We start from the raw sequence: 26,654 nt of genomic DNA on the forward strand, positions 1-26,654 counted from the left end.
GGTTGCGCTCGGTTTGCGAGGGGGAACCCCGGGCTTCGCCGGGCTACGCGATGTTGCCGGCTTCGGACGCTTCGGAGATCCAAACCGGAAACTTTCGCTCGCTTCCAATGATCTGCGTGAGCACGCGGTCAGGGTTCCGACGTCATCAGCGAACGCGCCATGCTATGGCGATTCAGCCCCCGTAGCCCGGGTGAAACCCGGGGCTCCCCTCGCAATACGCAGCGCAACCCGGGGTTCACCTGGACTACGGGGTTCAGCCGTTCCGAAGATCGAGCACCGGCAGCTTCGGCTTGCTCCCGATGATCTGCGTGAGCACATGGGTCAGTGTCACGACGTCGTTGTCGAACGCGCCGTGCCACGGTGGTTCGGTCTTCAACGCCTGGCCGGCAGCATCGACGCGCGTGATCACCGGCGCATCGTGGATCACGATGCGGGGATGCGCGCCGTTCTTGTCCAGCGGCCACTCCTGCTGCAGCCGGTTGAGCGAGTGCAGCGTGTCGGCCAGCCCGTTCCAGCGCCCGTTGCTGCGGCGATCGAAGCTGCGCGCCAGACCGAGGATCGGCGTCTGCCGGTCGGCCTCGAGCGCGTTGGCCACCAGGAATAGCAGCGACTTGCCGTACGCCGACGACACCTTGTCCGCCAGTTCGGCGCGATCGCTGAGCAGGTGCAGCCAGGTGATGTCGGACCAGGGTTCGTAGATGTCGTTGGCGAAGGCCACGGTGCAGGCCGGCGCGTAGAGATGGATGCTCGTCGGCTTCAGCTCCTTGCCCTTCTCGAGCCGGCGGATCAGATGGCCGAGCAGGATCGAGCCGGCGGAGTGGCCGACCAGGTGCAGTTCGAGCGTCGACGGGCAGCGCTTCACGAGGTCTTCCAGGGCGCGTGCGAGCAGGTCCAGGCCGTGGCGTTCCTGCGCGGAACGCCGCGCGTTCTCCTTCATCTCGCTCCACAGCGCGCGGACCGGGCCGCGCGCGACGTTCTCGACAGCGGCGTCGCGCGCCTCGCGCAGCTTGTCGCCCATGCCGCCGGCGCGAGGCGTGCCCTCCCGCGCGAGCTTGTTCCACGCGTCCTCGAGGATGTGCTCGTGGGTTTCGAAACCGCCGGTCTTCCAGGCCAGGACCAGCGGGTAGAGACCGTTGCCGAGGAAGTACGGCGCCAGCGTCGCGGTCTTGCGCTGCGCGTCTTCGAGACTCGTCAGGCCACCGTGGGCGTACAGCACCAGCTTCCACGGCTTGCCGGCGGGCGTGTTCTGCGCGAACCACGCGGCCGGCAGTTCACCGGCCTGTCCGCCCAGCGTGCGCAGCCGCTCGTCGCCGGCGTAGAAACTGTCGACGCGGCCGTCGTTGCCCATCTGCACGGTGTAGCGGCGCGCATCGAGCGAACCGGCGCTGGCCGTGCCGTCGCCGGCATCGCTGAAGCGCCGCAGGTTGACCTCGCGTGGCAGCACGCCCGGCACGCCGAGCGACAGCACCCAGGCATCCATCGCGTTCTCGAGCCAGTCGGTGTAGCGGATGCGGGCGAAGCCGTTGGCGCCCCAATCCGCTTCCCAGGAGTTCTGCAGGATGAAACCGTCGCGGTCGAAACCGACCAGCGCGAAGGCATGTCCATTGCCGTCGTGCGCCGAAGGCCACTGCAGCGTCGGCAGCTTCGCGAGCTTGAATTTCGCGTCGATGGTCCTGGTCGGCAGGCTCGCCCAGCCGGCGTGCGTGCGCGTGGAGACGAACACCGCGCCGGCCTCGACGATCGCGGCCTGCAGGTCGGCGATCACCTTGGTGTCGACGCGGTAGTAGACGCCCAGCGTGACCTCGCGTGCGCGCTCGGCCCAGTCGGCCACCGGCTGCGTCGGACGACTCGGTTCGTAGGGCCAGTGCGCCTCGCTGCAGACGCCGTTCTGGTGGAAGCCGCGGATCGCGCCGCGACATGACGAGCCCTCGTAGTCCTCGCCTTCGTATTCGTCGTAGCGGCGCGACATCTCGTAGAGCATGCGCGGGCTCACCGATTCGAACTTGCGCGCCGGTGCGCCGGCCAGCACCCAGCGCTGGAAGTTGACGACGCAGGCCAGGCCAAAGCCGGTGCAGGAGCATTCGCTGCCCTGGTGTCGCAGCAGCCCGGTGCGCTTCACGTAGTGCACGAGGTGGCGCGCGAGCTGGTCCGGCGGCGGGTATTCGAACGGCAGCGGACTGACGCGGGGCTGGTAGGGACGGTCACGCAGGTCGAGCGGATCGGGCTTGGCGCGCAGGCGGTGCGTCGTCTTCGCGGCCGCCGGCTGGGTCTTCGGTGCGCGCTTGCGCTTGCTCGCACCGGCGCGCGGCGTGGTTGCTGCGACGTTATCGAGCGCGGCCATGCCCAGGCCGTAGGCCTCGCTGTAGCGATCGAGTCCGTGGCTGCCGCCGTTCACGACGCGGCGTGCGGCGCGAAAGTCCGGCGGCGTGCTGCGCAGGCTCGCGAGCAGCTTGTCGGCCTTGGCCGCGATGAATTCCGCCAGCAGGCTGGCCGCCACCTCCGGGCTGTTCGCCAGTTCGAACTGCGCCAGCAGGTCGACGCCGACGAGCTTGCCGAAGCGCTGGTAGTTGCTGCGCCCGGTGAGCTGGATGAAACCGCGGCCGCAGTAGTTCTGCGCATCGGACAGGCTCTGGTTGCCCAGCGTCTTGCCCAGCTTCGTGTAGTAGAGGCCGAACGGCGCCTGGCCGGGTTCGGTGTTGTACTTCGAACGGCCCTCGGTGAGCGGGATGAAGCCTTCGGTCTCCGCCCGGATCGTCGCGAGCGCCGACAGCACGATCTCAGCCGGCACGCGGCCCGTTTTCGCGCCGGGCGCGACCGCGCGCAGCGCCGCGAGCACGTACGGCAGATAGCGTTCGATGTTCGAGCGCCGCGTGTACGGAAACATCTGCTGCACGACGGCGATGCCCAGGCCCGGCGGCAGCGCCGGCCATCCACGGTCCAGGCCGAGCTCCAAGAGGGTCTGCGGACCGATCACTCCATCGGCGACCAGCCCACGTCGCGACTGCAGTTCACGTACCGCGGCCACGCACTGCGGGCCGTGGCCGAACGCCGGATCGGTGCACTTGGGGAAGCGCGCGATGTCGGCCCCGAGTTCGCGCTTGAGCGCGGCCTTGACCGCCTTCAGCGCCGCACTGGCGGGCGCACCGGGAACGATGATGGTCGTGGCCAAGGTCTCTCCCCCCGTTGGCATTGAGGGTCAGAGACTCCGGCTGTGCGCGGCTCAGGTCAATCGGCCGGCGTGCGCGGGGTCACGTGAGGCTTCGGGGGTGGAGACTTTCGAAGGGCCGACAATTACCGCAAAGGCGCAAAGGGAAAAGAAAGGACGCAAAGGTAAGGAATTGAAGCGAGTGGCTACCGCAACGCGGAGATGCGGATCGAATCAAGATGACCAGCGGTGCGTGCTTTTCCTTCTTCGCCGTTTTTCTTTGCGTCCTTTCTTTTCCCTTTGCGCCTTTGCGGTGAAATGGCCTCGATGCGAGGAAGCTAGGAGATCAGCTTGCCCACGCGCTTCATCCGCGCACCCAGCGCCGCGAACTTGCCTTCGATGTTCTCGTAGCCGCGATCCATGTGGTAGATGCGGTCGATGAAGGTCTCGCCGTCGGCGGCGAGCGCGGCGATGACCAGGCTCGCCGAGGCACGCAGGTCGGTGGCCATGATCGGGGCGGCCGCGAGGCGCTCCTTGCCGGTGATGATCGCGGTGTTGCCTTCGATGCGGATGTCGGCGCCCAGGCGCAGCAGCTCCTGCGCGTGCATGAAACGGTTCTCGAAGATCGTCTCGCGGATCGTGCTGGTGCCTTCGGCCAGGCAGTTCATCGCCATGAACTGGGCCTGCATGTCGGTGGGGAAACCCGGGTGCGGCATCGTGTGGATGTTGATGCCCTTGGGCCGCTGGCCCTGCATGTCCACTTCGATGAAGTCGACGCCGGTCGAGACCTTGGCGCCGGCCTGCTGCAGCTTGACCAGTACGGCGTCGAGCATCGACGGGTCGGTCTTGTTGACGCGCACCTTGCCGCGCGTGGCGGCGCCGGCGACCAGGTAGGTGCCGGTCTCGATGCGATCGGCGATGACGCGGTGCCTGGCCGCGTGCAGGTCCTTCACGCCGCGGATGCGGATCGTCGTGTTGCCGTCACCCTCGATCTGCGCGCCCATCGCGCGCAGGCAGCGCGCCAGGTCCACGACCTCGGGTTCGCGTGCTGCGTTCTCCAGCACGGTGTCGCCGTCGGCGAGCACGGCGGCCATCATCAGGTTCTCGGTGCCGGTGACGGTGACCGTGTCGAACACGATGTGCGCGCCCTTGAGGCGCGTCGCCTTGGCGTGGATGAAACCGCCTTCGAGCTTGATCTCCGCGCCCATGGCCTCGAGGCCCATCAGGTGCAGGTTCACCGGGCGCGCGCCGATGGCGCAGCCACCGGGCAGCGACACATGGGCTTCGCCGCGCTTGGCCAGCAGCGGGCCGAGCACGAGGATCGACGCACGCATCGTGCGCACCAGCTCGTACGGTGCAACGCAGGTGGTGATGGGCTTGGCGTCGATCACCCACTCGTGCTCGCTCGGATGCTGCACGTCCACGCCCATCTGCGAAAGCAGCTTCTTGGTCGTGCCGATGTCCCACAGCTTGGGCACGTTGGTGACGTGCAGCGGTTCGTCGCTGAGCAGTGCCGCGCAGAGGATCGGCAGCGCGGCGTTCTTGGCGCCGGAAGCGTCGATCTCGCCGTTGAGCGGGCCGTTGCCCTCGATGATGAATTTGTCCATGGGTCCGTCGGGGAAGAAGCGGTGGAGCGATAGGAGCTGTGCAGCCCGGCGGGTTATTCCGGAACCGGGGGCGTGAGCCCGGATGCGCTCAGGATGACGAGGGCCGGTGCCGGGGTGACGGCAGGGTCGTGCAATTACGGTGCAGCGCGGGTCGTGAGCTGCAGCGCGTGGATGTCGCGGCCCATCTTGTCGCCGAGCGTGGCGTAGACCATCCGGTGCTGCGCGATCGGCATCTTGCCGGCGAAATCGGGGCAGATCACCACGGCCTCGAAATGCTGGCCGTCGTCGCCCCGGACGTCGACCTGCGCGTTGGGCAGGCCGGCCTGGATCAGGTCACGAATCTGGTCTTTGGTCATCGCATCGTCCTCAGAAGGCGGCGGATTGTAGGGGGCCGGGCGTATCCGTGGCGGTTCCGCCGATCAGTTGCGCAGCCGGTAGCCGCGGCCGAGCAGGAACAGGCAGAACGCCGACGTGGCCAGGAAGAACCCGCCGCTCCAGGCCAGGCTCATCGCCGGCGACACGTCCGCGTGGCCGAAGAAGCCGTAGCGGAAGCCGTCGATCATGTAGAAGAACGGATTCACGTGCGACACGGTGTACCAGAGCGGCGGCAGCGAGTGCACCGAGTAGAACACGCCCGAGAGGAACGACAGCGGCGTGATGAAGAAATTGGTGAACGTGGCGATGTGGTCGAACTTCTGCGCCAGGATCGCCGCGATCAGCCCGAGCACCGCAAGGCTGCCGCCAGCGAGCAGGAAGTGCGCGATGGCCACCAGCGGCGCCTCGAACGGCAAATGCACGAACGGTGCGGTGACGACGAGCATCGTGATCGCCACCAGGGTCACGCGGAACAGCGCGGCGAGCACGTACGCGCCGAACCATTCGAACGCGCCCAGCGGCGACATCAGCAGGAACACGATGTTGCCCATCATCTTGCTCTGGATCAGCGACGAGCTCGTGTTGGCGAAGGCGTTCTGCAGCACCGCCATCATGATCAGGCCCGGCAGCAGGAACTGCGTGTAGCTGATGCCCTCGTAGGCGGAGGGGCGGCTGCCCATCGCCTGCGCGAACACCAGCAGGTAGAGCACCGCGGTGATCACCGGGGCGGTCACGGTCTGGGCCAGAACGGACCAGAAACGCATGACTTCTTTCTTCAGCAGGGTCCGGAAACCCAGGGTATTGGCGGACATCGTTCGTTCGGGGATCAGATCCAGTACTTCACGGCGGCGGCGCCGGATTCCTTGAGGCGGTCGAGCCAGGGACGCTGCTGCCATTGCTCCAGCGTGACCTGCGTGGAATGCGACAAGTCCTGCTCGAACAGCGTCTCCATCTCGCCGCCGAAGGCGCGGCCCATGACGATGGCGTTGGCCTCGTCGTTGTGGATGAAGCTGCGGAAGTCGAGATTGCTCGAGCCCACCGTCGACCATACCCCGTCGATGACGGCGGTCTTGGCGTGGATCATCACCGGCTCGTATTCGTAGAGTTTGACGCCGGCCTTGAGCAGGCGCTTGTAGTAGTGGCGCGCCGCCAGCGGCAGCAGGCCCACGTCCGACTGTCCGGGCACGATCAGGCGGACGTCGACGTTGCGCTTCGCCGCTTCGCCCAGCAGATCGACGAAGTCGTCGTCGGGCGCGAAGTAGGCCTGCGTCAGCCAGACGCGCTTCCTCGATTCCTGGATGGCCGAGAAGTACGACAGGTAGATGGGGTTGGATCGTTTGCGCTTGCGCAGCAGCTTGTTGACGAGTTCCTGCGGCACGCCGAGTGCGAGCCCGAGAAAGTCGGCGCCTTCGTTGCTCACCACGCGCATCAGGTTGTCGCCGCGCGGCGGATTGGCCGGCCAGTATTCTGGCGAGACTTGGATCTGACCTTTGCCGCTTTCCCAGGCGCGCAGGAATTCGCGCTGGAATTCGGCGACGGCCGGCCCTTCGACCTGGATGTGGGTGTCGCGCCAGCCGAGGTGAGGCGACGGACGACCCTTGCCGCCGCTGCCCGAACTGCTGCCGCCGGAGGAACCGCGCGAGCCGGAACTGGCGGTGGCAGCGCTGCCCGGCGAGGACTCGGAATACTCGTCCATGATGTTGACGCCGCCGGTGAAGGCGACGCGCCCGTCGACGACCAGCAGCTTGCGATGGCTGCGGCGGTTGAGGCGCCAGACGCGCGGCTCCTTGAGCGGGTTGACGCTGTTGATCTCTTCGATCTCGACGCCCTCCTTGCGCAGTTCATCGCGGTACTTCGCGCCCGCGCCGAGCGCGCCCACGCCGTCGAACATCAGGCGCACCTTCACGCCGGCGCGCGCCCGCTCGGCCAGTGCCTCGGCGTACTCCTGGCCGATCTTCTCGTCGGTCAGGATGTAGACCTCGAGGTGAACGTGGTGCTTGGCGCTGCGGATGGCCTCGAGCTGCGCGGTGTGCGTGGCCGGACCATCGATCAGCAGGTGCACCGAGTTGCCGGCCACCATCGGTCGGCGCGTCACCACGGTCTCGAGGCCGCCGACGCGCCGCGCGAAGTCGAGCGCCGCGGGGTCGTCGCCCACCGCCTGGCGCAGCGCGGATTCGGCCGAGGGCGGCTCGCAGCCGGGCGCCACGGTACGGATCCACTCGACGCCCTCGGTCGGGATGTTGTCCGCGTTGGGCAGCGAGGCACAGCCTGCGATGCAGGCCGCCGCCAGTGCGAAACCGACGAGGCGAATCCCGCGGCTAGCTCGTGAGCTCGACAAAGATGTCCTCGAGATCCGGGTCGCGCGTGTGGACATCCTCGATGGCGACGCCTGCGCGGCGCAGCTTCTCGAACACGCTGCCGATCGGATGCCTGGCCGTTTCCAGCCGCAGTTCGACGGTGCCGTTCGTTTCGCTGGCGACCAGCTCCCGCATGTCCTCGGGCAGCGAACTGCCCTCGGCGAGCTTGATGCGCAGAAAGCGGAACGGATGGCGCGCCAGCAGCTGCGCGGTCGTCTCCAGCGCGCGGACCTCGCCGTGATCGATGATCGCGATCCGCTCGCACATCTCCTGCGCTTCTTCGAGGTAGTGCGTGGTCAGCACCACCGTCGTGCCCTTGGCGTGCAGATCGCGCATGAAGGCCCACAAGGTGCGGCGCAGCTCCACGTCGACGCCGGCGGTGGGCTCGTCGAGGATCACCAGCGGCGGCTTGTGCACCAGCGCCTGCGCGATCAGCACGCGCCGCTTCATGCCGCCGGACAAGGCGCGCATCGAGGTGTTGCGCTTGTCGTCGAGCTCGAGGCGTTCGAGCATCTCGTCGATCCACGGCCAGTTCTCGCGGCCGCAGCCGTAGTAGCCGGCCTGGATGCGCAGCATGTCGACGACCTTGAAGAAGGGGTCGAACACGAGTTCCTGCGGGACCACGCCGAGCATGCGCCGCGCGGTACGGAAGTCGCCGACCGTGTCGTGACCCATCACCCGCACGATGCCGCGGTCGTACCGCACCAGGCCCGCGATGATGTTGATCAGCGTCGACTTGCCGGCGCCGTTGGGTCCGAGCAGGCCGAAGAACTCGCCGCGCCGGATCGAGAAACTGACGCCCTTGAGCGCCTCGACTTTGCCGTAGGACTTGGCGACGCCGTCGATCAGCAGCGCTTCCTGGGAGGAGGGGGTCATGGGCCGCGGATTATACGGACCCGCGGACCGTCGCTGGCTCGATCGACAACCGTAGCCCGGGCGAAGCCCGGGCTTCCCCTCGAACACGGAGCGCAACCCCGGGCTTCGCCCGGGCTACGGGGCTGTCCCTAGATGCCGGCCGAAGGCAGCGTGACCGGCACCGGCGCGCATGGATCGGCGATCGCCGGTTCGCGCTCGCAGATGGCCTCGAAGACCGGCACCGGCTCGGTGACGCCCTTGAACACGGCGCGGCCGCGGGGACGGCAGGCGAAGAAGCGATGCACCAGCGTCCAGGTGCTCTCGTGCATCAGCACGTGGCCGGGCTCGCAGGCGGACTGGATGCGCTCGGCGAGGTTGGTCTGCAGGCCGATGCACGAATACAGCTTGCGCCCCGGCGGCCCGAAGTCGCCGACGCTGGCCTCGCCGGTATTGATGCCGATGCGCAGCCGGAACGGCCGCGACCAGCCGTGCTCCTGCCACAGCGCCGCGAGCTGCTGGGCGCGCTGCTGCATTTCCAGCGACATGCGCACCGCGCGCAGCGCATGGTCGCGATCGTTGGTGACGTTGGGCGCGCCGAAGAACACCAGCAGGCCGTCGCCGATGATCTGGTTGACGGTGGCGCCGTGGCGGTCGGCGATGGCCATCATCTCCTCGAGATAGCGATTGAGGACGCAGTCGAGCACCTCGCCGGACAAGGCTTCCGAAGCGGCCGTATAGCCCTCGATGTCGATGAACACGATGCTCAGGCGTCGACGCCGGGGTTTCGAAGCCTCTTCATAGGCGCCGGCCAGGATCTGGTCGGCCAACTGCGCCGGCACGTAGCGCCGGATCAGCCGGTTGGCTTCGGTGATCGCGGCGCCCGCCTCGCGCAGGCGCTGATCCTGCAGGCGCCGGCTGGCCAGGAACAGCACGCACAGCGACAGGCAGACCGACAGCAGCAGCAGGATGTGGAACAGCACGGTGCCGAACCAGACGCCGCTGCTCTGCGAGTCCAGCGTGCGGTCGCGCAGCAAGGGCGCATGCGGCAGCACCCCGTAGGCCTCGAGCACGCCGACCACGACGATCAGTCCGCTCATCACCGCCATGCCGCAGAAGCCGAGGCGCTCGTCCAGGCACAGCGTCCACAGGATCACCAGCGCCGGGAACACCGCGACCATCGGCGAGCTCATGATGCCGAACAGCTGCAGCAGTCCGACCATGAAGATCGACTGCACCACGACGAAAAGATAGGCGGCGCGCCGGCCCTCGCGTCCGGCGCGGGCCTCGGCGATCGCGGGCAGCGTGCTCAGCACCTGGAAGACCGTCCAGATCGCGATGTAGCCGCTGATCATCCCGACGCGCATCACCGAGTGTTCGGCGAACGCGTGGGCGACCGCGTTGACGACCCCCGCCAGGGGTGTGACCGCCACGCCCAGCATGCCCAGCAGCACGATCTTCCGGCTGACCGGCCAGGCGACATATGAGCTGAAGCGGTCGATTAACTGCATGCCCGGACTGTACGCCAGTGCAGGCTGCAACGAAGATAGATTGCGGGGTCCGCGGCGGTGCTTCGCGCAGGCCAGCGGGACGTGCGTCACACCAGCGGGTCGGGAGAGGAGATTGGGCCGCAAACCACATCTGCTGCAGCGAGCGCCGGGCTGGCCGCGAAAGCTTCCGGTGGAGGATGACTGATGGCGCGCTCGGGCCCCATCACCGCGCAGCAGTGGGCACAGGTCCAGCGCCTGCTCGACGAACTCGAGCTGCTGCCCCGGATCGAGCGGCGCGAGGCGCTGGCAACGCGCGAAATACTCGACGCGAGGGTACGGATCGAAGTCGAAGGACTGCTCGAAGCCGAATTGGGCAGCGACGGCTTTCTCGAAGACTCGCCCTGGCAGGAACCGCCGACACGGACGGCGGCCCCCGCGCTGCCGCCGGGAACCGTGCTGGGATCGTTTCGCGTCGAGGACCTCATCGGTCGCGGCGGCATGGCCGAGGTCTACCGCGCCCAGCGCATCGGCGACTTCGAGCAACGCGTCGCCATCAAGCTGATTTCCGGCAGCGCCAGCAAGCAGCTCGACGCCTTCCAGCGCGAGCGCCGGATCCTCGCCACGCTCGAGCACACCGGCATCTCGCGCATCGTCGACGGTGGGATCACCGACGGTGGCCGCTCCTACATGGTGATGGAGTACGTCGAGGGCACCGACCTGATCCGCCACGCGCAGGAGCGTGGGCTGGGCCTGTCGGCGCGACTGGACCTGTTCCGGCAGGTCTGCGAGGCGGTCTCGTTCGCGCACCGTCACCTGGTCATCCATCGCGATCTCAAGCCCGGCAACATCCGCGTGACCCCTGAAGGGCAGGTCAAGCTGCTGGATTTCGGCGTCGCCAAACTGCTGCTGCCCGAAGGTCGCACCGAGGACTTCGAGACTGCGACGATCCTGACGCCGGAGTTCGCGGCGCCCGAGCAGCTCTACGGTCTGCCGGTCACGACCGCGGCCGACGTCTACGCGCTCGGTGCGGTGCTGTTCCACCTGCTGTGCGGCGTGCCGCCGTTCCGCACCGAGGGACGCGCGATGCACCTGGTGATCGACCAGATGCTGCGCAGCGAAGTGCCGCAGCCGAGCAGCGTGGCGGCACAGCAGGCTGAGCCGCCGATTCCGCCGCGGCTGCTGCGCGGCGATCTGGATGCGATCGTCGCCCGCGCCACGCGCAAGAAGCCGGCGGATCGTTATCCGACGGTCGATGAACTGTGGGCCGACCTCGCGCGCTATCTGGCGCATCTGCCGGTCGCCGCTCGCCGTGGCAACACGCTCTACGAGATCAGCCGCAGCCTGCGTCGCCATCGGGTCGCGGTGCTGGCAAGTGCGGCGATCGCACTGGCCGTCATCGGTGGATTGGTCAGCACGATGTGGCAGGCGCGCGTGGCGATGCGCGCGGAACGCGAAGCGGTGGCGCAGGGTGACCGCACCCGGCGCATCAAGAATTTCTTCGTCGCGACCTTCGCCGGCGCCAGTGCCCTGCATCGCAAGGACGGCACGCCGGCGACGCTGGACGATGCGCTGGACGATGCCTTGCGGCGGATCGAGACCGAGCAGGGCGACGACCCGCGACTGCAGGCCGACCTGTATTCGGATTTCGGCGAGATCCGTGTCGGGCAGGGCGACATCCACGGCGCCAAGACGCTTTTCGAGCGGGCGCTGGCGATCCACGAGAAGGTGCTGGAGTACGACGACCCGGCGCTGGCCAACTCGCTGCAGAACCGGGGCGTGATCGAGACCTACCTGGGCGAGACCGAAGCCGCGATGCCCTATCTGAAGCGCGCCCTGGCGATCCGCGAACAGCATCCCGAGGACGTCGAGGAGCTGATGAGCGCGCGCCTGGCACTGGTCACGGCCGAGATGAACGGCGGGCAGTTCCAGTCAGCGATCGATCGCCTGAAGCCAGTGATCGATTTCGGTCGCGATGCCCCCGAGGCGCGCCGCCAGATGCTCGGCGATGCACTGGTCCGCGCCGCGTATTCGGCGCTCCAGATCGCGCGCCTCGACGACGCCAGGACCTGGGCCGGCGAGGCGCTGGCGCTGTACGAGGCGCACTTCGGTCGCAACTCCGCGTTCACGGTGACGCCGCTGCGCCTGCTGGCACGGGTGGCGGCGACGCAGGGGGATGCCAGCGCCGAGTCGGGGTTGCGTACTCGCGCCCTCGAGGTTGCGCAGAGCAACTACCCGGATGGGCACCCTGATGTCGTGGCGGCCCTGGTCGAACTCGGCTTGCTCGAGCTGCGCACCGGCGATCTGCCGTCGGGCGAAAACCATCTGACGGAAGCGATCCGCGTCGCGGACCGTTTGAAGATCGACGACGGCAATCTCGTGCGCGCCCATATCGGCCTGGTCCGCAGCTCGCTGCGCCGGAATCGCCTGGACGTCGCGCACACGACGGCGGACGACGGTATCGCGCGCTGCCAGGGCGAATCGCTGCGCGACGAGCAGGCGCTCTGCTCGGCGTTGCGGGGGCTGGCGGCGCGCGTGTCGCTGGCGGCCGGCGAGCGGCCTGCCGACGCGCTGCTGGCCGACGCACAGGGGGCCCTGAAACGCGTGCTCGAGATCCGGACCCTGGGAAGTGCCGGCAACGACACGGAGTTCGACGTCGCGGACGCGCGGATGGCGGTGGCCGAGATCCTGGCCGCGGCGGGGCGGCATGCCGAGGCGGTCAAGACGCTGCGCGACGTCGTGGCCACCCGCCGGAAGAGTCCCGGCGGGATCGGAGAGGACATCGACGGCGCCCGTTGGCGGCTGGCGGCCGAGCTGGCCCAGCTCGGAATCCCGGACGGACTCGTCGAGGCGGAAAAGCTGCTGCGGGCCGAGAAGGCCGGTGACGAGGCCGACCAGGCGCGTCGCGAACTGGCCTGGGCCGAACTGGAACGTGCGCGGGGGCGCATCGAGGTCGCCAGCGCACACGCCCAGAATGCAGTCCGGGGTTTCGCCGCGCTGGGCGATGCCGAGGCGCGTTCGCAGGTCCTGGCCGGACAATTCGCGGCGACCTTGCACTGACCCGCGAGTGGCCCGATCGGGGAACCGACTCACGCGATCGGACGATTTCCGGGTGCTTGTGTGATCTGGGTCATGGTTGGGCCTGACATTCATGTCGGGTTGCGGCGACGCTTCTCGTGTCACTGCATGAAGGCCGAAAAACAGGCCGCGCAGGCAAAGGAAACGCAATGAACGGGGCGGGCAACGAATATCGGGCGAGCGAGGACGTTTTTGCGTCCGACCTGCTGCGACGGGTGGGGCAGAAGGAGCGCTCCGCGATGGAGCAGCTCTACGGCCTGTTCCAGGACGCGGTCTATCGCCTGGCCCTGGTGCGGATCGGAACCCCGGCCGTGGCGGCCCAGCTGCTGCAGCAGCAGATGCTCTCGATCTGGACGGGAGCGCGGACCTGGAACGACGCCACGCGTCCGCGCATCGGACTGCTCCGCCAGGCCGCACGGGCGGCCGCCGGGCACATCCCCGCGACGCCGGACGACCCGGATGCCGCCACGCTGGAGCTGCTGCCGGCCATCGATCGCAACGGCATCACGGAAAACCTGCACACCGCGTTGCGCCGGCTGCCCGAGCGCTATCGCACCGTGCTGCACCTGGCCTATTTCGAGCACCTGTCCGACGCCGAGATCGCGGACGTTCTCGACGTGTCGCCGGACGCCGTCGCCTGGCATCGCCGCCAGGGACGCGATGCGCTCTCCACGCTGGTCAGGGGACCCGGCGCACAGGACGAACGGGCCCGCGATCTGTTCCTCGATGCCTGGATGCGCCGCGAGCTGCGCATGGCGCCGGACGCCTCGCCCTGCGACTTCGGCCTGGATCGGCTGAAGGTCGCCATGCGCACGGCGGAGCAGAACCGCTGGCGCCGGCAAGCGCGGCGGCGCTGGGTGCGAAAGCCGCTGGCCCGTCTGCGCCGCTGGTTCGGCCTGAGCGCGTCGACGCGGCCGGCCCCCGCATCGGTGACGAACGCATAACCGTAGCCCGGGCGAAGCCCGGGATTTTTCTCGAATTGCGAGCGGAACCCCGGGCTTCGCCCGGGCTACGGGTTGAGCCGTCGGGTCGCTACTCCGGCGACTGCAGTTCCCGGAACAGCCAGGCTTTCGCCCGCACCCAGTCGCGCTGCACCGTGCGCTCGGTGATGCTGAGCGCCACCGCCGTCTCCTCGGCCGTGTAACCGGCGAAGTAACGGCACTCGACGACCCGCGCCAGGCGCGGATCCAGTTCGCCCAGGCGATCCACGGCGGCATCGAGTTCGATCAGGGATTCTTCCGGCACCGCCAGCACGTCGTCGCCTTCCTCGAGGCTGACGATCTCGTGCTTGCCGCCGCGCTTGGCGCTCAGGCGCGCGCGGGCGTGATCGATCAGGGCCTGGCGCATGGCCGCGGCTGCGGCATTCATGAAGTGTTCGCGGCTGTTCCAGGCGCCGCTCTGGTAGAGCTTGAGGTAGGCCTCGTGGATCAGCGCCGTGGTCTGCAGCGTCTGGTTCTCGGAACCGACGCGGCGCTGCACGCCGCGCACGCTGCGCGCCACGCCGCGCAGGTCCTGGTAGAACGCGGCCGCAAGTTGACGCGTGGAGTCTTCCACCGGTCGCTCCGATCCGTCGCTGTGCCTGGGCGCCGACATGTGCGCGGGTCCTGGGTTGTGCCGCTCTTCGTTCGTAATTTTTCGCGGTAATCGCGGCGGCCAGCGAGGGATGGGCCGTTCGCGCTTACCATCGTCACATGAGTATCGCCCTGCTGTGGTTCCGCCGCGACTTGCGCCTGGGCGACAACCCGGCGCTGTGCGCCGCGCTGGAACGCCACGAGCGGGTGGTGCCGGTCTACATCCACGATCCGCAGGCCGAGACGCCCTGGGTTCCGGGTGGGGCGAGCCGCTGGTGGCAACACCATTCGCTGGTCGCGCTCACGCAGGCGCTGCACGAATGCGGCAGCACGCTGGTGATCCGCCAGGGCCCCGCGCTCGAACGCCTGCGTGCGCTGGTGCGCGAGACCGGCGCCGAGGCGGTCTACTGGAACCGGCTGTACGACCCCGGGTTCGTCGAGCGCGATCGTCACGTCAAGGAAGCGCTGCACGAAGACGGCCTGATCGCCGAGAGCTTCAACGGCGCCTTGCTGGTCGAACCCTGGACCATCAAGACCGGCGCCGGCGAGCCGTACAAGGTCTTCACGCCGTACTGGCGCACCGCGCAGGCGAACCTGGCGACGCAGCTCGCCAACGGACGTGCGCCGCGCGCCGCGCCGGAGGCCATTGCATCGCCGTCGGATCTGCCGGCGTCGATGCCGATCCCCGAACTGGGCCTGCTGCCGCGCCTGGACTGGGACCGCGGCCTCTACCAGGCCTGGACACCGGGAGAGACGGGCGCCCATGCGCGCCTGGAACGCTTCGCCGACGAAGCCGTCGCCGACTATCGCGCGCAGCGCGACGTGCCTTCGGTGAACGGCACCTCCGGCCTGTCGCCGTCGCTGCATTTCGGCGAGGTGTCACCGCTGCAGCTGGTCGTGCGCATGGAGCGGCTGGCGGCCGAAAAGACCTCGGCGGGGGTTCGCGCGAATGCCGACTGGTTCGTGCGCGAACTGGGCTGGCGCGAGTTCGCGCATCACCTGCTGTTCTACTACCCCCGCACCGCCGAAACGCCGATGCAGGAGAAGTTCGACGCGCTGCCGTGGCGGCCGCTGCGCGAGTACGCACTCGACATGATCGCGTGGCAGCGCGGCCGCACCGGCATTCCGATCGTCGACGCCGGCATGCGCCAGCTATGGACCACGGGCTGGGTGCACAACCGCGTGCGCATGATCGTCGGCAGCTTCCTGACCAAGAACCTGCTGATTCCCTGGATCGAAGGTGCGCGCTGGTTCTGGGACACGCTGGTCGACGCGAGCCTGGCCAACAACACACTCGGCTGGCAATGGATCGCCGGCTGCGGTGCGGACGCTGCGCCGTACTACCGCATCTTCAATCCGGTGCTGCAGTCGCAGAAGTTCGACGGGCAGGGCGACTACATCCGCCGCTGGGTGCCCGAACTCGCGAAGGTTCCTGCCGACGCGATCCATGCGCCGTGGCTGGCCAGGAGCGGTGTCCTGGCCAAGGCCGGCGTGACCCTGGGCAAGCAGTATCCCGAGCCGATCGTGGATCTGGCGGCTTCGCGTGAACGGGCGCTGGCCGCGTACGAGCGCGTGAAGGCGGCGTGACCGCGTAGCCCGGGCGAAGCCCCGGGTCGTCCCTTTTCAACGGGCATCCATCCTGGACTGCATCCGGGCTACGAGGGGATCGGAAACAGCCGCGGGATCGCCTCGCTCGCCGCGGCGCGGACGCGCTCGTCGTACAGCTGCGAGGCTTCGTTGTCTTCCGGGTTGATCTCGATCATGCGGGCGCCGGCGCGGCGTGCCTGCTGCGCGAAGCCTGCGGCCGGCCACACCGCGCCGGAGGTACCCACGGAGACGAACAGGTCGGCATGCGAAACCAGCGCGCCGGCTCGCGCGAAGACGTCGGCATCGACGTTGTCTTCGAACCACGTGATGTCGGGTTGCAGCCAGGCGTCGCAGTCCGCGCATCGGCGCTCGAGGAACGCGCCGCGTTCTTCGTCGGAGCGGATGCCGTGGCGCGCGCAGCGCAGGCGCCACAGCGAGCCGTGCAGTTCGGCCGCCACGCGTACGCCGGCGCGCTGGAACATGCCGTCGATGTTCTGCGTGATCACGTCGACGTGCGCGAAGGCGGCTTGCAGTCGCGCGAGATGATGGTGGCCCGCGTGCGGTGGGCAGGCGAGCACCGTGCTGCGGCGCAGCTCGTGGAAATCCAGCACCTTCACCGGGTCGGCGTCGAACGCGCGCTGGCAGGCGTAGGCCTCGTAGTTGTACTGGCTCCAGATGCCGCCGCTGCCGCGATACGTGGGCACGCCGCATTCGGCGCTCATCCCGGCGCCGGTGAAGAAGACGACATGCTGGAACGAAGCAAGGTCGATCGGGGTCATGGACTCATGGTAGCCGGCGCGTCCGGCAACCCGTACGGGCCCGCAGGGGAGGCCCGCTTATACTGCCGCTGTTTTACGGAACCCTTATTTCATGCCTCAGGACCCGGACTTCCAGACACTCGGCCGACGCACGCTCGAAATCGAGCGCGACGCCGTGTCGGCGCTGATCGAGCGCATCGACGCGAGCTTCTCGCGCGGCTGCGCGCTGATGCTCGCGTGCAAGGGTCGCGTCGTCGTCACCGGCATGGGCAAGTCCGGGCACATCGGCGGGAAAATCGCGGCGACGCTGGCGTCCACCGGCACGCCCTCGTTCTTCGTGCACCCGGGCGAGGCCAGTCACGGCGACCTGGGGATGATCACGCGCCAGGATGTGGTGATCGCGATCAGCAATTCGGGCGAGACGCCGGAAGTACTGACGATCCTGCCGCTGTTCAAGCGCATGGGCGCACCGCTGATCGCGATGACCGGCAAGCCGGCGTCCACGCTGGCGAAGGCCGCGGACGTCCATCTGGACGTCTCGGTGGAGCAGGAGGCCTGTCCTCTGAATCTCGCGCCGACGGCGAGCACGACTGCCACCCTGGCGATGGGCGACGCGCTGGCCGTGGCCCTGCTCGAGGCGCGCGGATTCACGTCGGAGGATTTCGCGCTCTCGCATCCGGGCGGCGCGCTGGGCCGGCGCCTGCTGCTGAAGATCCGCGACGTCATGCGCACCGGCGATGCCCTGCCGCGTGTGGCGCCAGGCACCCTGCTGACGGGTGCGCTGCTCGAGATGACGCGCAAGGGCCTGGGCATGACAGCGATCGTGAAACCCGATGGTGTCGTCGCCGGCCTCTACACCGACGGCGATCTGCGCCGCACGCTCGACCAGGGCATCGATGTCCGGACCGCGAAGATCGACGAGGTCATGACACCCGGCGGCAAGTCGGTCGAGGCCGATCACCTGGCCGTGGAAGCGGTGGCGCTGATGGAGAAGCACAAGATCAGCGCGCTGCTGGTGAAGGATGCGCAAGGTCGTCTCGAAGGCGTCATCCACATGCACGACCTGCTGCGCGCGGGAGTGGTCTGATGAGCGCGCGCCGATTCGATTCCACGGCGATTCAGGCACAGGCGGCGAAGATCCACGGCCGCTTCGTCGATATCGAAGGTGTGATGACCGATTGCAAGCTGTGCCTGATGCCCGACGGCGAAGAGATCAACATCTTCGCGGCGCAGGGGCTCGGCTGATGAATCGCCTGGTCGTTCCGGGAATCGCTGTGTTGCTGCTGGCGCTCGCATTCTTCGGGTTCCGGGGCGAAGACAGCCCGAGCGAGGGCAACGCCACCACGTCGGAGCAGCCGCGCTACGTGCTGCGCGGCGCCGAGTGGAGCAGCTTCAACGAGAACGGTGTGCTGGAATTCCAGGGCAGCGCCACCAATATCGATTACTTCGACGACGAGTCAGCGCGGCTTCGCACGTTCGCGCTGTCGGTGTTCGGCGCCAAGGGTGCGCCGTGGACGGCGACGGCGCCGGAAGGCTATTCCCCGCCGGGCCAGCGCGAGCGCCTGCAGCTTCTGGGCGGTGTCGAAGGCAAGGGCCGCTGGCCCGATGGCGAGGAGATGGTGTTCAGCACGCCGCAACTCTGGGTCGACACGAAGGCCGAGACGATCACGACGGACGAGAAGGTCGATCTGAAGAGCAAGTCGCGCACGGCCAGTGCGCGCGGCCTGAAGGTGACCGGCCCCAAACAAGAGATGTCCCTTCTGCATGAGGTGGAGATGCATTATGTCCCGCGCTGAGCGTGTTGCCGCAGCGTTCGCGCTCGCGTTTCTGATGTCGTCCACCGTGTTCGCGGCGGCCAAGGGAGAAAGGGAGCAGCTGCGGCCGACCAGCCCCGTGAAGATCAACGCCGATCGTGCCGAATGGCAGAAAGGCGGATCGATGGTCTACACCGGGAATGTCCGCCTCGAGTCCGGCGATCTCAAGCTCAGTGGCGACCGGCTCAACCTCACGCAGTTCGACAACGGCGAGTTCGAGGCCAAGGTCGACGGCAAGCCGGCCAAGCTCGATCACGCCGGTCTTGCTGCTGCCGGTACGCGCGGCGACGAGCGACCGCCGGTGACGGCGCGCGCCTCGACGCTCACCTACGACTCGCGCAACGACATCGTCGAGGTCGCCGGCGATGCCCTGCTCACGCGCGGCACCGATGAGATCCGGGGCCAGAACATCCGCTACGACGTCACCGAGCGCCGCATCGAGGCGCAGGGCAAGGAAGGCTGCGAGGGCGCGTCCACCAAGGCCGGATGCCAGGTCGAGATCGTGATCCAGCCGCCGCCGCGAAAGGGCAAGACCGAAGGTGGCGCGGCCGCGCCCAGCCCGGGCAAGGCGGCGTCCAATCCATGAGTGCGACCGAAGCCACTCCGGCGAACCCGAAGCCCGTTTCCGTTCTTTCCGCCACCGGCCTGGTCAAGCGCTACAAGAAGCGCACGGTCGTGCGCGACGTGTCGGTCAGCCTGCGCGCCGGCGAGATCGTCGGCCTGCTCGGCCCCAACGGGGCCGGCAAGACGACGTCGTTCTACATGATCGTGGGCCTGGTGCCGGCGGACGGCGGCAAGATCGAACTCGATGGCAAGGATGTGACGCGGCTGCCGATGCACGCGCGTGCACGCCTGGGCGTGGGGTATCTGCCGCAGGAAGCCTCGGTGTTCCGCAAGCTCACGGTGGCGGACAACATCCGCGCCATTCTCGAATTGCGGTCGGATCTGAACAAGGCGCGGCGCGAGGAAGAACTCGAGCGGCTGCTCGGCGAGCTGCATATCGCGCACATCCGCGACGGCATCGGCGAATCGCTGTCGGGCGGCGAGCGCCGGCGTGTCGAGATCGCGCGCTCACTGGCGGCCAATCCGCGCTTCATCCTGCTCGACGAACCCTTTGCGGGTGTCGACCCGATCGCCGTGGGCGACATCCAGACGATCGTGCACCACCTGCGCGATCGGGGCATCGGCGTGCTGATCACCGACCACAACGTGCGCGAGACGCTGGCCCTGTGCGAGCGTGCCTACATTCTCGCGGAAGGGAAGGTCATCGCAGAGGGCAGGCCCGCGGAATTGCTGGAAAATCCCACGGTTCGCAAGGTGTATCTGGGCGAGCAGTTCCACCTCTGAAGGGGCGCCGGCCCGCGCAGGAAAGCCCGGGCCCCTAGGGCCAATTCCCAAGTTGTTGAAGCAAGAGTCGTACCGGCGTATAGAATCGGCTTATGCGCCCTTTCTGCAGTTCCCCGATCCGTCGTCCATGAAGCAATCGCTGTCTCTTCGTCAGGGGATGGGCCTGACCATGACCCCTGCGCTGCAGCAAGCCATCCGGCTGCTGCAGCTATCCAGTCTCGATCTGCAGATGGAAATCCAGCAGGTGCTGGATTCCAACCTGATGCTCGAACAGGACGCCGAGGGGCCCGAACTGGAGACGCCCGAGGTCGCGGCGGCCGCGGAAGCCGCGGCCATCGCGGACGACACCGCCGGCATGCTCAAGGAGGTCACCGCCGAGGAGACCATCCCCGAGGACATGCCGGTCGACGCCGATTGGGGCGACGTGTTCGAGGACCATCTTCCGGCGTCCACCTCGTCCGGCGACGACGATGGCCTGCAGGACTACCTGCAGGCCAACCTGCACACGTCCACCAGCCTGCTCGAGCATCTGATGATGCAGGCCCGCGCCGCGCCCTTCGACGAGGAGGAGGCGGTGGTGGCGGCCCACGTGATCGACGCGATCAACGATGACGGCTATCTCGAGGACTGGCCGGGCATCTGCGAGCGTCTGGCCGAGGCGCACGGCATTTCGCAGGCCTGCCTGGAAGCGGTGCTGGCCAAGGTCCAGGAGTTCGATCCGCCCGGCGTCGGTGCACGCGACCTGCCGGAGTGCCTGACCTTGCAGCTGCGCCAGATGCCGCGCTCGCGCGCCGGCCGCTGGGCCGCCATGGAGATCGTCGAGACCGGCCTGCTCAACGTGGCCCGCAAGGACGAGACCGCGATCATGCGGGCCACCGGCCTGACCGCCGAGGACGTCCGCCTGGGCCTGGAGCTGATCCGCAGCCTGCAGCCGCACCCGGGGCGCCCGTTCCAGGCGCACGAGTCGGACTACCTGATGCCCGACGTCATCGTCACCAAGAAGAACGGACGGTGGCGGGTGGCGCTGAACCCGGAGCACATGCCCAAGCTGCGCATCAACGGGCGCTACCAGGGTTTCATCAAGCGCGCGGACCAGTCCAAGGACCAGCTCCAGCTCAAGCAGCACCTGCAGGAGGCCCGCTATTTCATCAACAGCCTCGAGTCCCGGAACGAAACCATCCTGCGCGTGTCCCAATGCATAGTTGAAGAACAGCGAGCATTTCTGGAGTATGGGGAGGAAGCGATGCGCCCCCTCGTGCTCCGGGACGTCGCGCAGACATTGGGGATCCACGAATCAACCGTGTCCAGAGCCACCGCCAACAAGTACATGTTGACCCCACGCGGTCTCTACGAGCTCAAGTATTTCTTTTCCAGCCACGTGTCGACGACGCAGGGTGGTGTGGCTTCGGCCACCGCCATCCAGGCCATGATCAAGCGCATGGTCGGCGGCGAAGACCCCGCGCGTCCGCTGTCGGATTCGACGCTGGCAGAACTCTTGCTGAAGGAAGGTATCCAGGTTGCGCGCCGCACCGTCGCGAAGTATCGCGAGGCACTCAACATTCCGCCCTCGCACGAACGCAAGGCGGTGGCGTAACCAGGAACGTCAGTTGTTCCCGGGGTCGCGAGACCCCAACTACAGGAGGCACTGTGCGATGAATCTGAACATCTCCGGCCATCATCTCGACCTGACACCGCCGTTGCGCGAGTACGTGACGTCGAAGCTCAAGCGCATCGAGCGCCACTTCGATCACCTCATCAACGCGGACGTGATCCTCTCGGTCGAGAAGCTGCGGCACAAGGCGGAGGCGACGGTTCATGCGAGCGGCGCGGATCTTCATGCCGAGGCGGTCGTTGAAGCAGACATGTACGCCGCCATCGATTCGCTGATCGACAAGCTCGACCAGCAGACCCGCAAGCACAAGGAAAAGCTGCGCCATCACCACGTGAAGACCGCGGTCAAGCGCACGCTGCAGTAAAGCAGCCCTGGAATCGAAGCCCCGTCACCGCCGGTGACGGGGCTTTTTTATTGGAGCGTGTACGCCGCCTGACGGCAAAACCCGTTGCGCCGCTGCAGCCAACGTAGCCCGGGTGAAACCCGGGGTTCCCCTCGCATAGGGAGCGCAACCCCGGGTTTCACCCGGGCTACGAGTCGTGCTCTCCCGGGCAATCCGCGACTAGGCGATGACAACCAACAAGACAATCTCCGCGGAAGAGCGAAGAACCTTTTTCATCGGGAAGCGCCCATAATTCGTCGCCTCAGAACATGATTCGCGAAGAACCGGAGTCGAACCGATGAAGTTGACCGAGATCCTCAGCCCGGAGCGCGTCGTCAGCGGCGCCGCGGTCACCAGCAAGAAGAAGGCACTCGAAGAACTTTCCAACCTGCTGGCCACCGGCGCCGCCAACCTGGGCAACGGCGAAGTGTTCAACAGCCTCACGGGGCGCGAAAAACTCGGCAGCACCGGACTGGGACATGGCGTCGCGATTCCGCACGGCCGCGTCGCCGGCGTCGATCGCAGCGTGGGCGCGTTCATGCGCGTCAAGCATCCGGTGGATTACGACTCGCACGACGGCAATCCGGTCGACCTGATCTTCGGCCTGCTGGTGCCGCAGACCGCCACCGAGGCGCACCTCAAGCACCTGGCCGCGGTTGCCGAGATGTTCTCCGACGATGCCTTCTGCTCGAAGCTGCGCGCCGCGCAGGACAGCGCTTCGCTGTACGCGCTCCTTTCGGGCTACACGCCCTCGCGCTGATCCCTTTTCGCGACGCGCGCCGACCGGTCCCGAGCGCGTGTCCAGCACCGCTGCAAAAGTCACTCTTCACGGCGTCTTCGTCGAGATCTTCGGTCTGGGCGTGCTGCTGGCCGGCAAGAGCGGCGTCGGCAAGAGCGAACTCGCGCTGGAAATGCTGGCGCGGGGCCATCGCCTGATCGCCGACGATGCCGCCGAATTCGAGCTGGCCCACGACGGCCGCGTCGTCGGGCGCTGCCCGCCGCTGCTGTACGGATTTCTCGAAGTGCGCGGCCTGGGCATCCTGCACGTGGGGCGCATGTTCGGCGAACCCGCGTTGCGATCGAGCAAGGCGCTGGATCTGATTCTGCGGCTCGATCCCGCTGCCGAATATTCGGATCCGCCGGACCGTTTGCGCGGTCGTCGTTTCGATACGGACGTCTGCGGCAAGCCGATCCCCGAGATCTCGTTGCCGGTGCGCGTCGGCCAGAGCCTTGCGACCTTGGCCGAGGCGGCCTGCCGCGATCAGACGCTCAAGCGCGACGGCTACGACGCGGCCGAGGATTTCATGGCGCGCCAGATGCGCTCGATCGAGTCCGGCCGATGAAGCTGGTCGTCATCAGTGGACTGTCGGGCGCCGGCAAGACCGTCGCGCTCAAACAGTACGAGGATCTGGGCTACACCTGCATCGACAACATCCCGCTCGCGCTGCTCGGGCCGATGATCACGCGCATGCTCAAGGGCAGCGGTCCCTCCGGCCGGTACGAGCGCGTCGCCATTGGCGTGGATGCGCGCGAAACCCCGCGCGAGATCCGGCGCTTCCCGCAGCACCTCTCGCGGATCAAGGCGCGCGGCGTCGACGTGGATCTGTTCTTCCTGACGGCGTCCGATGAGGTGATCCTGCGCCGGTACAGCGAAACCCGGCGTCCGCACCCGCTGGCCGACGAGAGCACGTCGCTGGTCGAGGCCATCGAGCGCGAACGCGCGCTGCTGGCGCCGATCGCCGATCTGGCGGACGACGCGCTCGACACCAGCAGCATGAACCTGCACGAGCTGCGCGAAGCCATCATGCAGCGACTGCCCGAGGCCACGAAGGGCAAGCTCGCCGTGCAGTTCGTCTCGTTCGGATTCAAGAACGGGGTGCCCGGCGGCTGCGACTTCTTGTTCGACGTTCGTTGCCTGCCCAACCCGCACTGGAACCTCGCGCTCAAGGATCTCACCGGACGCGATGAGGCCGTGGAACAGTGGCTGGATGCTCGAGAGGACGTGCAGCGCATGCTGCGCGACATCCGCGATTTCCTGGAACCCTGGCTCGGCGCGTTCCGCCGACAGGACCGGGCCTATGTCACGATCGGCGTGGGCTGCACCGGGGGACAGCATCGCAGCGTCTATCTGGTCGAACGTCTCGCGCGGCACTTCTCCAAGTCCTTCGAGCCGGTGATCGCCAACCACAAGGAGCTGCGGTGAGCGTCGGCATCCTGCTGGTCACGCACGGCAAGCTGGGGCACTTCCTGCTCGACTGCATGCGGGACATGATTGGCGAATTGCCGCTGACCTCCGACGTGCTCGAGGTGCGGCGCGTGCAGGCGCACGAAGTGCTCATCGGGCAGGGCAGCAAGATGATCGAGCGGCTGAATTCCGGTGACGGCGTGCTGGTGCTGACCGACGCTTTCGGCTCCACGCCCAGCAATATCGCCAACAAGCTCTGCGCCATTCACGGCTCGCCGGTGGTCTCCGGCGTGAACCTGCCGATGCTGGTGCGCGTGTACAACTATCCGCGCGCCGCCGTCGACGAAATGGCGAAGCTGGCGGTCGAGGGTGGGCAACGGGGAATCATTCTGTGTCCGAAGAACTGAACGTCGTGCCGCCCGCCGCGCGGGCAACAGACACTGGCCTGGCTGCGCGAGGGGAGCTTTGATGGAACGCAACGTCGACATCGTCAACCGCCTCGGGCTGCATGCCCGTGCGGCCGCCAAGCTCGTCACGCTCGCGAGCAAGTTCAGCAGCGACGTGCGCGTGCGCAAGGACGCGCGCGAAGTCAGCGGCAAGTCGATCATGGGCGTGATGATGCTGGCGGCCGCTCAGGGCAGCCAGATCACGCTGATCGCCGAAGGCGAGGACGCCGAGAACGCACTCGACGAACTCGCGGGCCTGGTGGCCGACCGCTTCGGTGAAGAGGCGTGATGCCATGAGCCTCTGGCTCTCCGGCATCGGAGTCTCGCGCGGAATCGCGATCGCGCGCGTGCAGAAACTGCACGGCGGCGATCTGGAGATCGCCGAGTACACCGTTGCGCCGGAAGAGCTCGAACGCGAGATCGAACGGTTCCGCGATGCCCAGCAGCAGGCGCTGGCGCAGTTGCGCGAAGTCCGCAGCAAGATTCCGGCAGGCACCCCGGGCGACATCGCGGCGTTCATCGACACGCATCTGCTGATGCTCGACGACCGCTCGCTGGTGGACTCCACGGTCGCGAACATCCGCAGTGCGGGCATCAATGCCGAAGCGGCGCTGCGCCGCTCGCGCGACGCGCTGGTGGCGGTGTTCGAGCAGATGGAGGACCCGTATCTGCGCACGCGGCGCGACGACGTCGAGCACGTCGTCAGCCGCGTCCAGCGCGTGCTCACGCGCACCGAGCGCGAGTTGCCCGGCGGCCAGGTGCCGCTGACCGAGCCCACGGTGATCGTTGCCGACGACATCACGCCGGCCGACATCATCCTGCTCTCGCAGCAGGCGGTGCTGGCCTTCGTCACCGAATACGGCGGCCCGTTGTCGCACACGGCGATCCTCGCGCGCAGCCTCGGCATTCCGGCGGTGGTGGGTCTCCACAACGCACGCCGGCTGCTGCGCGAGAACGAACTGGTCATCGTCGACGGCGAGCACGGACACGTGCTGGCCGATCCCGACGACAAGGCGCTCGAGCATTACCGCCGCAAGCAGGACCAGCAGGCGCAGGACCGTCGCCTGCTGCAGACGCTGCGCGACAAGCCGGCGATCTCGGGCGACGGCGTCGAAGTGCGTTTGCAGGCGAACATCGAGCTGCCGGAAGACGCCGCAGTCGCCACGGCCAACGGCGCGGCCGGTATCGGCCTGTATCGCACTGAATTCCTCTACATGAACCGCAAGGGGCTGCCCACCGAGGAGGAGCAGTACCAGGCGTATTCGCGCGTGGTGTCGGCGGTCAGGGGACCGATCACGATCCGTACCCTGGATCTGGGCGCGGACAAGCAGGTCGATTCCGGGCAGCGGCAAGGACCCACGCCCAACAATCCTGCACTCGGCCTGCGGGCGATCCGGCTATGCCTGAAGGAGCCGGAACTCTTTCGCGTCCAGATGCGCGCGCTGCTGCGCGCTTCGGCGCACGGGCAGGTCAGGATCATGCTGCCGATGATCTCGAGCCTGAGCGAGCTGCGACAGGCCAAGGCCCTGATGGCCACGTGCCGCGCGGAACTGATTCGCGAGGGCAGGGTGGTGGCCGACCGCATTCCGGTCGGCGCGATGATCGAGGTGCCGGCCGCCGCGATTTCTTCGTCGCTGCTCGCGCGTGAAGTCGACTTCTTCTCGATCGGAACCAACGACCTGATCCAGTACACGCTGGCGATCGATCGCGTGGACGACGAGGTCAACTATCTCTACGACCCGCTGCATCCGGCGGTGCTGCGGCTGATCCACATGACGATCGAAGCCGGGCACAAGGCCGGGATCGAAGTGTCGATGTGCGGCGAGATGGCGGGCGATGCGTGCTACACGCGCCTGCTGCTGGGCCTGGGGCTCACCGACTTTTCGATGCATCCGGCCAACGTGCTGGAAGTGAAGCGCGCCGTGCGCGAGGCGCAGGTCGGCGAACTGCGGCGCAGGGTCGCCGACATCATGCAGGCGGCGAGCCTCGACGATTTCGCGAGCCTGCTGGCGGCGCTGTGAAGTAGCCCGGCCGAAGTCCGGGGTTTCTTC

At 67.6% G+C, this 26,654-nt stretch carries 25 protein-coding genes; 16 read left to right on the forward strand and 9 right to left on the reverse strand.

What is annotated here, in order from left to right; all coding sequences use genetic code 11:
* Positions 1–253: 253 nt before the first annotated feature.
* From DFR24_RS00815 to DFR24_RS00845, 7 genes are all read right to left on the reverse strand, one after another.
* Positions 254–3,169 carry a C1 family peptidase gene (locus DFR24_RS00815; RefSeq protein ID WP_162850954.1) on the reverse strand — a complete coding sequence of 972 codons (2,916 nt, stop codon included), beginning with the start codon at positions 3,167–3,169 and terminating at the stop codon, positions 254–256.
* Between the two features lie 314 nt (positions 3,170–3,483).
* A complete protein-coding gene (gene murA, locus DFR24_RS00820) occupies positions 3,484–4,752 on the reverse strand; it encodes a UDP-N-acetylglucosamine 1-carboxyvinyltransferase (RefSeq protein ID WP_133879458.1) in 1,269 nt (422 codons plus the stop codon).
* Between the two features lie 134 nt (positions 4,753–4,886).
* Positions 4,887–5,108 carry a BolA family protein gene (locus DFR24_RS00825; protein WP_133879459.1) on the reverse strand — a complete coding sequence of 74 codons (222 nt, stop codon included), beginning with the start codon at positions 5,106–5,108 and terminating at the stop codon, positions 4,887–4,889.
* A 63-nt stretch (positions 5,109–5,171) separates the two neighbouring features.
* Positions 5,172–5,939 carry an ABC transporter permease gene (locus tag DFR24_RS00830; protein ID WP_133879460.1) on the reverse strand — a complete coding sequence of 256 codons (768 nt, stop codon included), beginning with the start codon at positions 5,937–5,939 and terminating at the stop codon, positions 5,172–5,174.
* A 14-nt stretch (positions 5,940–5,953) separates the two neighbouring features.
* The gene (locus DFR24_RS00835) at positions 5,954–7,465 is read right to left on the reverse strand and encodes a phospholipase D-like domain-containing protein (protein WP_162850955.1); all 1,512 of its coding nucleotides are present in this window, start codon (positions 7,463–7,465) and stop codon (positions 5,954–5,956) included.
* Complete coding sequence (locus DFR24_RS00840; RefSeq protein ID WP_133879462.1) at positions 7,446–8,360, reverse strand: ABC transporter ATP-binding protein; 915 nt, start codon at positions 8,358–8,360, stop codon at positions 7,446–7,448. Before DFR24_RS00840 ends, DFR24_RS00835 begins: the two co-directional genes overlap by 20 nt.
* A gap of 128 nt (positions 8,361–8,488) precedes the next feature.
* Positions 8,489–9,847 (reverse strand): adenylate/guanylate cyclase domain-containing protein, encoded by a 1,359-nt coding sequence (locus DFR24_RS00845; protein ID WP_133879463.1) that lies wholly within the window; start codon positions 9,845–9,847, stop codon positions 8,489–8,491.
* A gap of 183 nt (positions 9,848–10,030) precedes the next feature.
* On the opposite strand from DFR24_RS00845, the gene DFR24_RS00850 reads away from it, so the two are divergent.
* Together DFR24_RS00850 and DFR24_RS00855 are read left to right on the forward strand one after the other, a co-directional pair.
* Positions 10,031–12,883, forward strand: a complete 2,853-nt coding sequence (locus DFR24_RS00850; protein ID WP_133879464.1) for a serine/threonine-protein kinase — start codon at positions 10,031–10,033, stop codon at positions 12,881–12,883.
* Positions 12,884–13,050: 167 nt separating this feature from the next.
* Complete coding sequence (locus DFR24_RS00855; RefSeq protein ID WP_133879465.1) at positions 13,051–13,845, forward strand: RNA polymerase sigma factor; 795 nt, start codon at positions 13,051–13,053, stop codon at positions 13,843–13,845.
* Positions 13,846–13,933: 88 nt separating this feature from the next.
* On the opposite strand, the gene DFR24_RS00860 is transcribed toward DFR24_RS00855, so the two are convergent.
* Positions 13,934–14,455, reverse strand: coding sequence for an ECF-type sigma factor (locus DFR24_RS00860; protein ID WP_162850956.1), 522 nt, complete (start codon positions 14,453–14,455; stop codon positions 13,934–13,936).
* A gap of 137 nt (positions 14,456–14,592) precedes the next feature.
* Between DFR24_RS00860 and DFR24_RS00865 the strand changes: the two genes are divergently transcribed.
* A complete protein-coding gene (locus tag DFR24_RS00865) occupies positions 14,593–16,059 on the forward strand; it encodes a cryptochrome/photolyase family protein (RefSeq protein ID WP_133879467.1) in 1,467 nt (488 codons plus the stop codon).
* Between the two features lie 68 nt (positions 16,060–16,127).
* On the opposite strand, the gene DFR24_RS00870 is transcribed toward DFR24_RS00865, so the two are convergent.
* Positions 16,128–16,838, reverse strand: coding sequence for an SIR2 family NAD-dependent protein deacylase (locus tag DFR24_RS00870; protein WP_133879468.1), 711 nt, complete (start codon positions 16,836–16,838; stop codon positions 16,128–16,130).
* Positions 16,839–16,929: 91 nt separating this feature from the next.
* On the opposite strand from DFR24_RS00870, the gene DFR24_RS00875 reads away from it, so the two are divergent.
* From DFR24_RS00875 to ptsP, 13 genes are all read left to right on the forward strand, one after another.
* Positions 16,930–17,904 carry a KpsF/GutQ family sugar-phosphate isomerase gene (locus DFR24_RS00875; protein ID WP_133879469.1) on the forward strand — a complete coding sequence of 325 codons (975 nt, stop codon included), beginning with the start codon at positions 16,930–16,932 and terminating at the stop codon, positions 17,902–17,904.
* Positions 17,904–18,062, forward strand: a complete 159-nt coding sequence (locus tag DFR24_RS24265) for a hypothetical protein (protein WP_162850957.1) — start codon at positions 17,904–17,906, stop codon at positions 18,060–18,062. The genes DFR24_RS00875 and DFR24_RS24265 overlap by 1 nt, the downstream gene beginning before the upstream one ends.
* Positions 18,062–18,613: an LPS export ABC transporter periplasmic protein LptC gene (gene lptC / locus DFR24_RS00880; protein ID WP_162850958.1), complete on the forward strand. Its 552-nt coding sequence runs from the start codon at positions 18,062–18,064 to the stop codon at positions 18,611–18,613. The genes DFR24_RS24265 and lptC overlap by 1 nt, the downstream gene beginning before the upstream one ends.
* The gene (lptA, locus tag DFR24_RS00885; protein WP_162850959.1) at positions 18,600–19,217 is read left to right on the forward strand and encodes a lipopolysaccharide transport periplasmic protein LptA; all 618 of its coding nucleotides are present in this window, start codon (positions 18,600–18,602) and stop codon (positions 19,215–19,217) included. The genes lptC and lptA overlap by 14 nt, the downstream gene beginning before the upstream one ends.
* Positions 19,214–19,978 carry an LPS export ABC transporter ATP-binding protein gene (gene lptB, locus DFR24_RS00890; protein ID WP_133879472.1) on the forward strand — a complete coding sequence of 255 codons (765 nt, stop codon included), beginning with the start codon at positions 19,214–19,216 and terminating at the stop codon, positions 19,976–19,978. The genes lptA and lptB overlap by 4 nt, the downstream gene beginning before the upstream one ends.
* A 127-nt stretch (positions 19,979–20,105) precedes the next feature.
* Complete coding sequence (locus tag DFR24_RS00895; RefSeq protein ID WP_133879473.1) at positions 20,106–21,572, forward strand: RNA polymerase factor sigma-54; 1,467 nt, start codon at positions 20,106–20,108, stop codon at positions 21,570–21,572.
* A gap of 58 nt (positions 21,573–21,630) precedes the next feature.
* Positions 21,631–21,954, forward strand: coding sequence for a ribosome hibernation-promoting factor, HPF/YfiA family (gene hpf / locus DFR24_RS00900; RefSeq protein WP_133879474.1), 324 nt, complete (start codon positions 21,631–21,633; stop codon positions 21,952–21,954).
* Between the two features lie 316 nt (positions 21,955–22,270).
* Positions 22,271–22,732 carry a PTS IIA-like nitrogen regulatory protein PtsN gene (gene ptsN / locus DFR24_RS00905; protein ID WP_133879475.1) on the forward strand — a complete coding sequence of 154 codons (462 nt, stop codon included), beginning with the start codon at positions 22,271–22,273 and terminating at the stop codon, positions 22,730–22,732.
* A gap of 37 nt (positions 22,733–22,769) precedes the next feature.
* Positions 22,770–23,315, forward strand: a complete 546-nt coding sequence (locus DFR24_RS00910; protein ID WP_246051464.1) for a hypothetical protein — start codon at positions 22,770–22,772, stop codon at positions 23,313–23,315.
* Positions 23,312–24,175: an RNase adapter RapZ gene (gene rapZ / locus DFR24_RS00915; protein ID WP_133879477.1), complete on the forward strand. Its 864-nt coding sequence runs from the start codon at positions 23,312–23,314 to the stop codon at positions 24,173–24,175. The genes DFR24_RS00910 and rapZ overlap by 4 nt, the downstream gene beginning before the upstream one ends.
* Complete coding sequence (locus DFR24_RS00920) at positions 24,172–24,564, forward strand: PTS sugar transporter subunit IIA (protein WP_133879478.1); 393 nt, start codon at positions 24,172–24,174, stop codon at positions 24,562–24,564. The genes rapZ and DFR24_RS00920 overlap by 4 nt, the downstream gene beginning before the upstream one ends.
* A 58-nt stretch (positions 24,565–24,622) precedes the next feature.
* Positions 24,623–24,892, forward strand: a complete 270-nt coding sequence (locus DFR24_RS00925) for an HPr family phosphocarrier protein (protein ID WP_133879479.1) — start codon at positions 24,623–24,625, stop codon at positions 24,890–24,892.
* 4 nt (positions 24,893–24,896) lie between these two features.
* A complete protein-coding gene (gene ptsP / locus DFR24_RS00930) occupies positions 24,897–26,624 on the forward strand; it encodes a phosphoenolpyruvate--protein phosphotransferase (protein WP_133879480.1) in 1,728 nt (575 codons plus the stop codon).
* Positions 26,625–26,654 lie beyond the last annotated feature (30 nt).

The organism is Panacagrimonas perspica, from assembly GCF_004364935.1.
GTDB classification, from domain to species: Bacteria; Pseudomonadota; Gammaproteobacteria; order Nevskiales; family Nevskiaceae; genus Panacagrimonas; species Panacagrimonas perspica.

Bases quoted from the DNA above. Each gene is read 5' to 3' on its own strand.
- ptsP (WP_133879480.1), top strand. From the start codon at position 24,897: ATGAGCCTCTGGCTCTCCGGCATCGGAGTCTCGCGCGGAATCGCGATC.
- lptB (WP_133879472.1), top strand. From the start codon at position 19,214: ATGAGTGCGACCGAAGCCACTCCGGCGAACCCGAAGCCCGTTTCCGTT.
- murA (WP_133879458.1), bottom strand. From the start codon at position 4,752: ATGGACAAATTCATCATCGAGGGCAACGGCCCGCTCAACGGCGAGATC.
- DFR24_RS00870 (WP_133879468.1), bottom strand. From the start codon at position 16,838: ATGACCCCGATCGACCTTGCTTCGTTCCAGCATGTCGTCTTCTTCACC.
- DFR24_RS00845 (WP_133879463.1), bottom strand. From the start codon at position 9,847: ATGCAGTTAATCGACCGCTTCAGCTCATATGTCGCCTGGCCGGTCAGC.
- ptsN (WP_133879475.1), top strand. From the start codon at position 22,271: ATGAAGTTGACCGAGATCCTCAGCCCGGAGCGCGTCGTCAGCGGCGCC.
- DFR24_RS00875 (WP_133879469.1), top strand. From the start codon at position 16,930: ATGCCTCAGGACCCGGACTTCCAGACACTCGGCCGACGCACGCTCGAA.
- DFR24_RS00825 (WP_133879459.1), bottom strand. From the start codon at position 5,108: ATGACCAAAGACCAGATTCGTGACCTGATCCAGGCCGGCCTGCCCAAC.
- hpf (WP_133879474.1), top strand. From the start codon at position 21,631: ATGAATCTGAACATCTCCGGCCATCATCTCGACCTGACACCGCCGTTG.
- lptC (WP_162850958.1), top strand. From the start codon at position 18,062: ATGAATCGCCTGGTCGTTCCGGGAATCGCTGTGTTGCTGCTGGCGCTC.
- lptA (WP_162850959.1), top strand. From the start codon at position 18,600: ATGTCCCGCGCTGAGCGTGTTGCCGCAGCGTTCGCGCTCGCGTTTCTG.
- rapZ (WP_133879477.1), top strand. From the start codon at position 23,312: ATGAAGCTGGTCGTCATCAGTGGACTGTCGGGCGCCGGCAAGACCGTC.
- DFR24_RS00865 (WP_133879467.1), top strand. From the start codon at position 14,593: ATGAGTATCGCCCTGCTGTGGTTCCGCCGCGACTTGCGCCTGGGCGAC.
- DFR24_RS00855 (WP_133879465.1), top strand. From the start codon at position 13,051: ATGAACGGGGCGGGCAACGAATATCGGGCGAGCGAGGACGTTTTTGCG.
- DFR24_RS00840 (WP_133879462.1), bottom strand. From the start codon at position 8,360: ATGACCCCCTCCTCCCAGGAAGCGCTGCTGATCGACGGCGTCGCCAAG.
- DFR24_RS24265 (WP_162850957.1), top strand. From the start codon at position 17,904: ATGAGCGCGCGCCGATTCGATTCCACGGCGATTCAGGCACAGGCGGCG.
- DFR24_RS00850 (WP_133879464.1), top strand. From the start codon at position 10,031: ATGGCGCGCTCGGGCCCCATCACCGCGCAGCAGTGGGCACAGGTCCAG.
- DFR24_RS00830 (WP_133879460.1), bottom strand. From the start codon at position 5,939: ATGTCCGCCAATACCCTGGGTTTCCGGACCCTGCTGAAGAAAGAAGTC.
- DFR24_RS00895 (WP_133879473.1), top strand. From the start codon at position 20,106: ATGAAGCAATCGCTGTCTCTTCGTCAGGGGATGGGCCTGACCATGACC.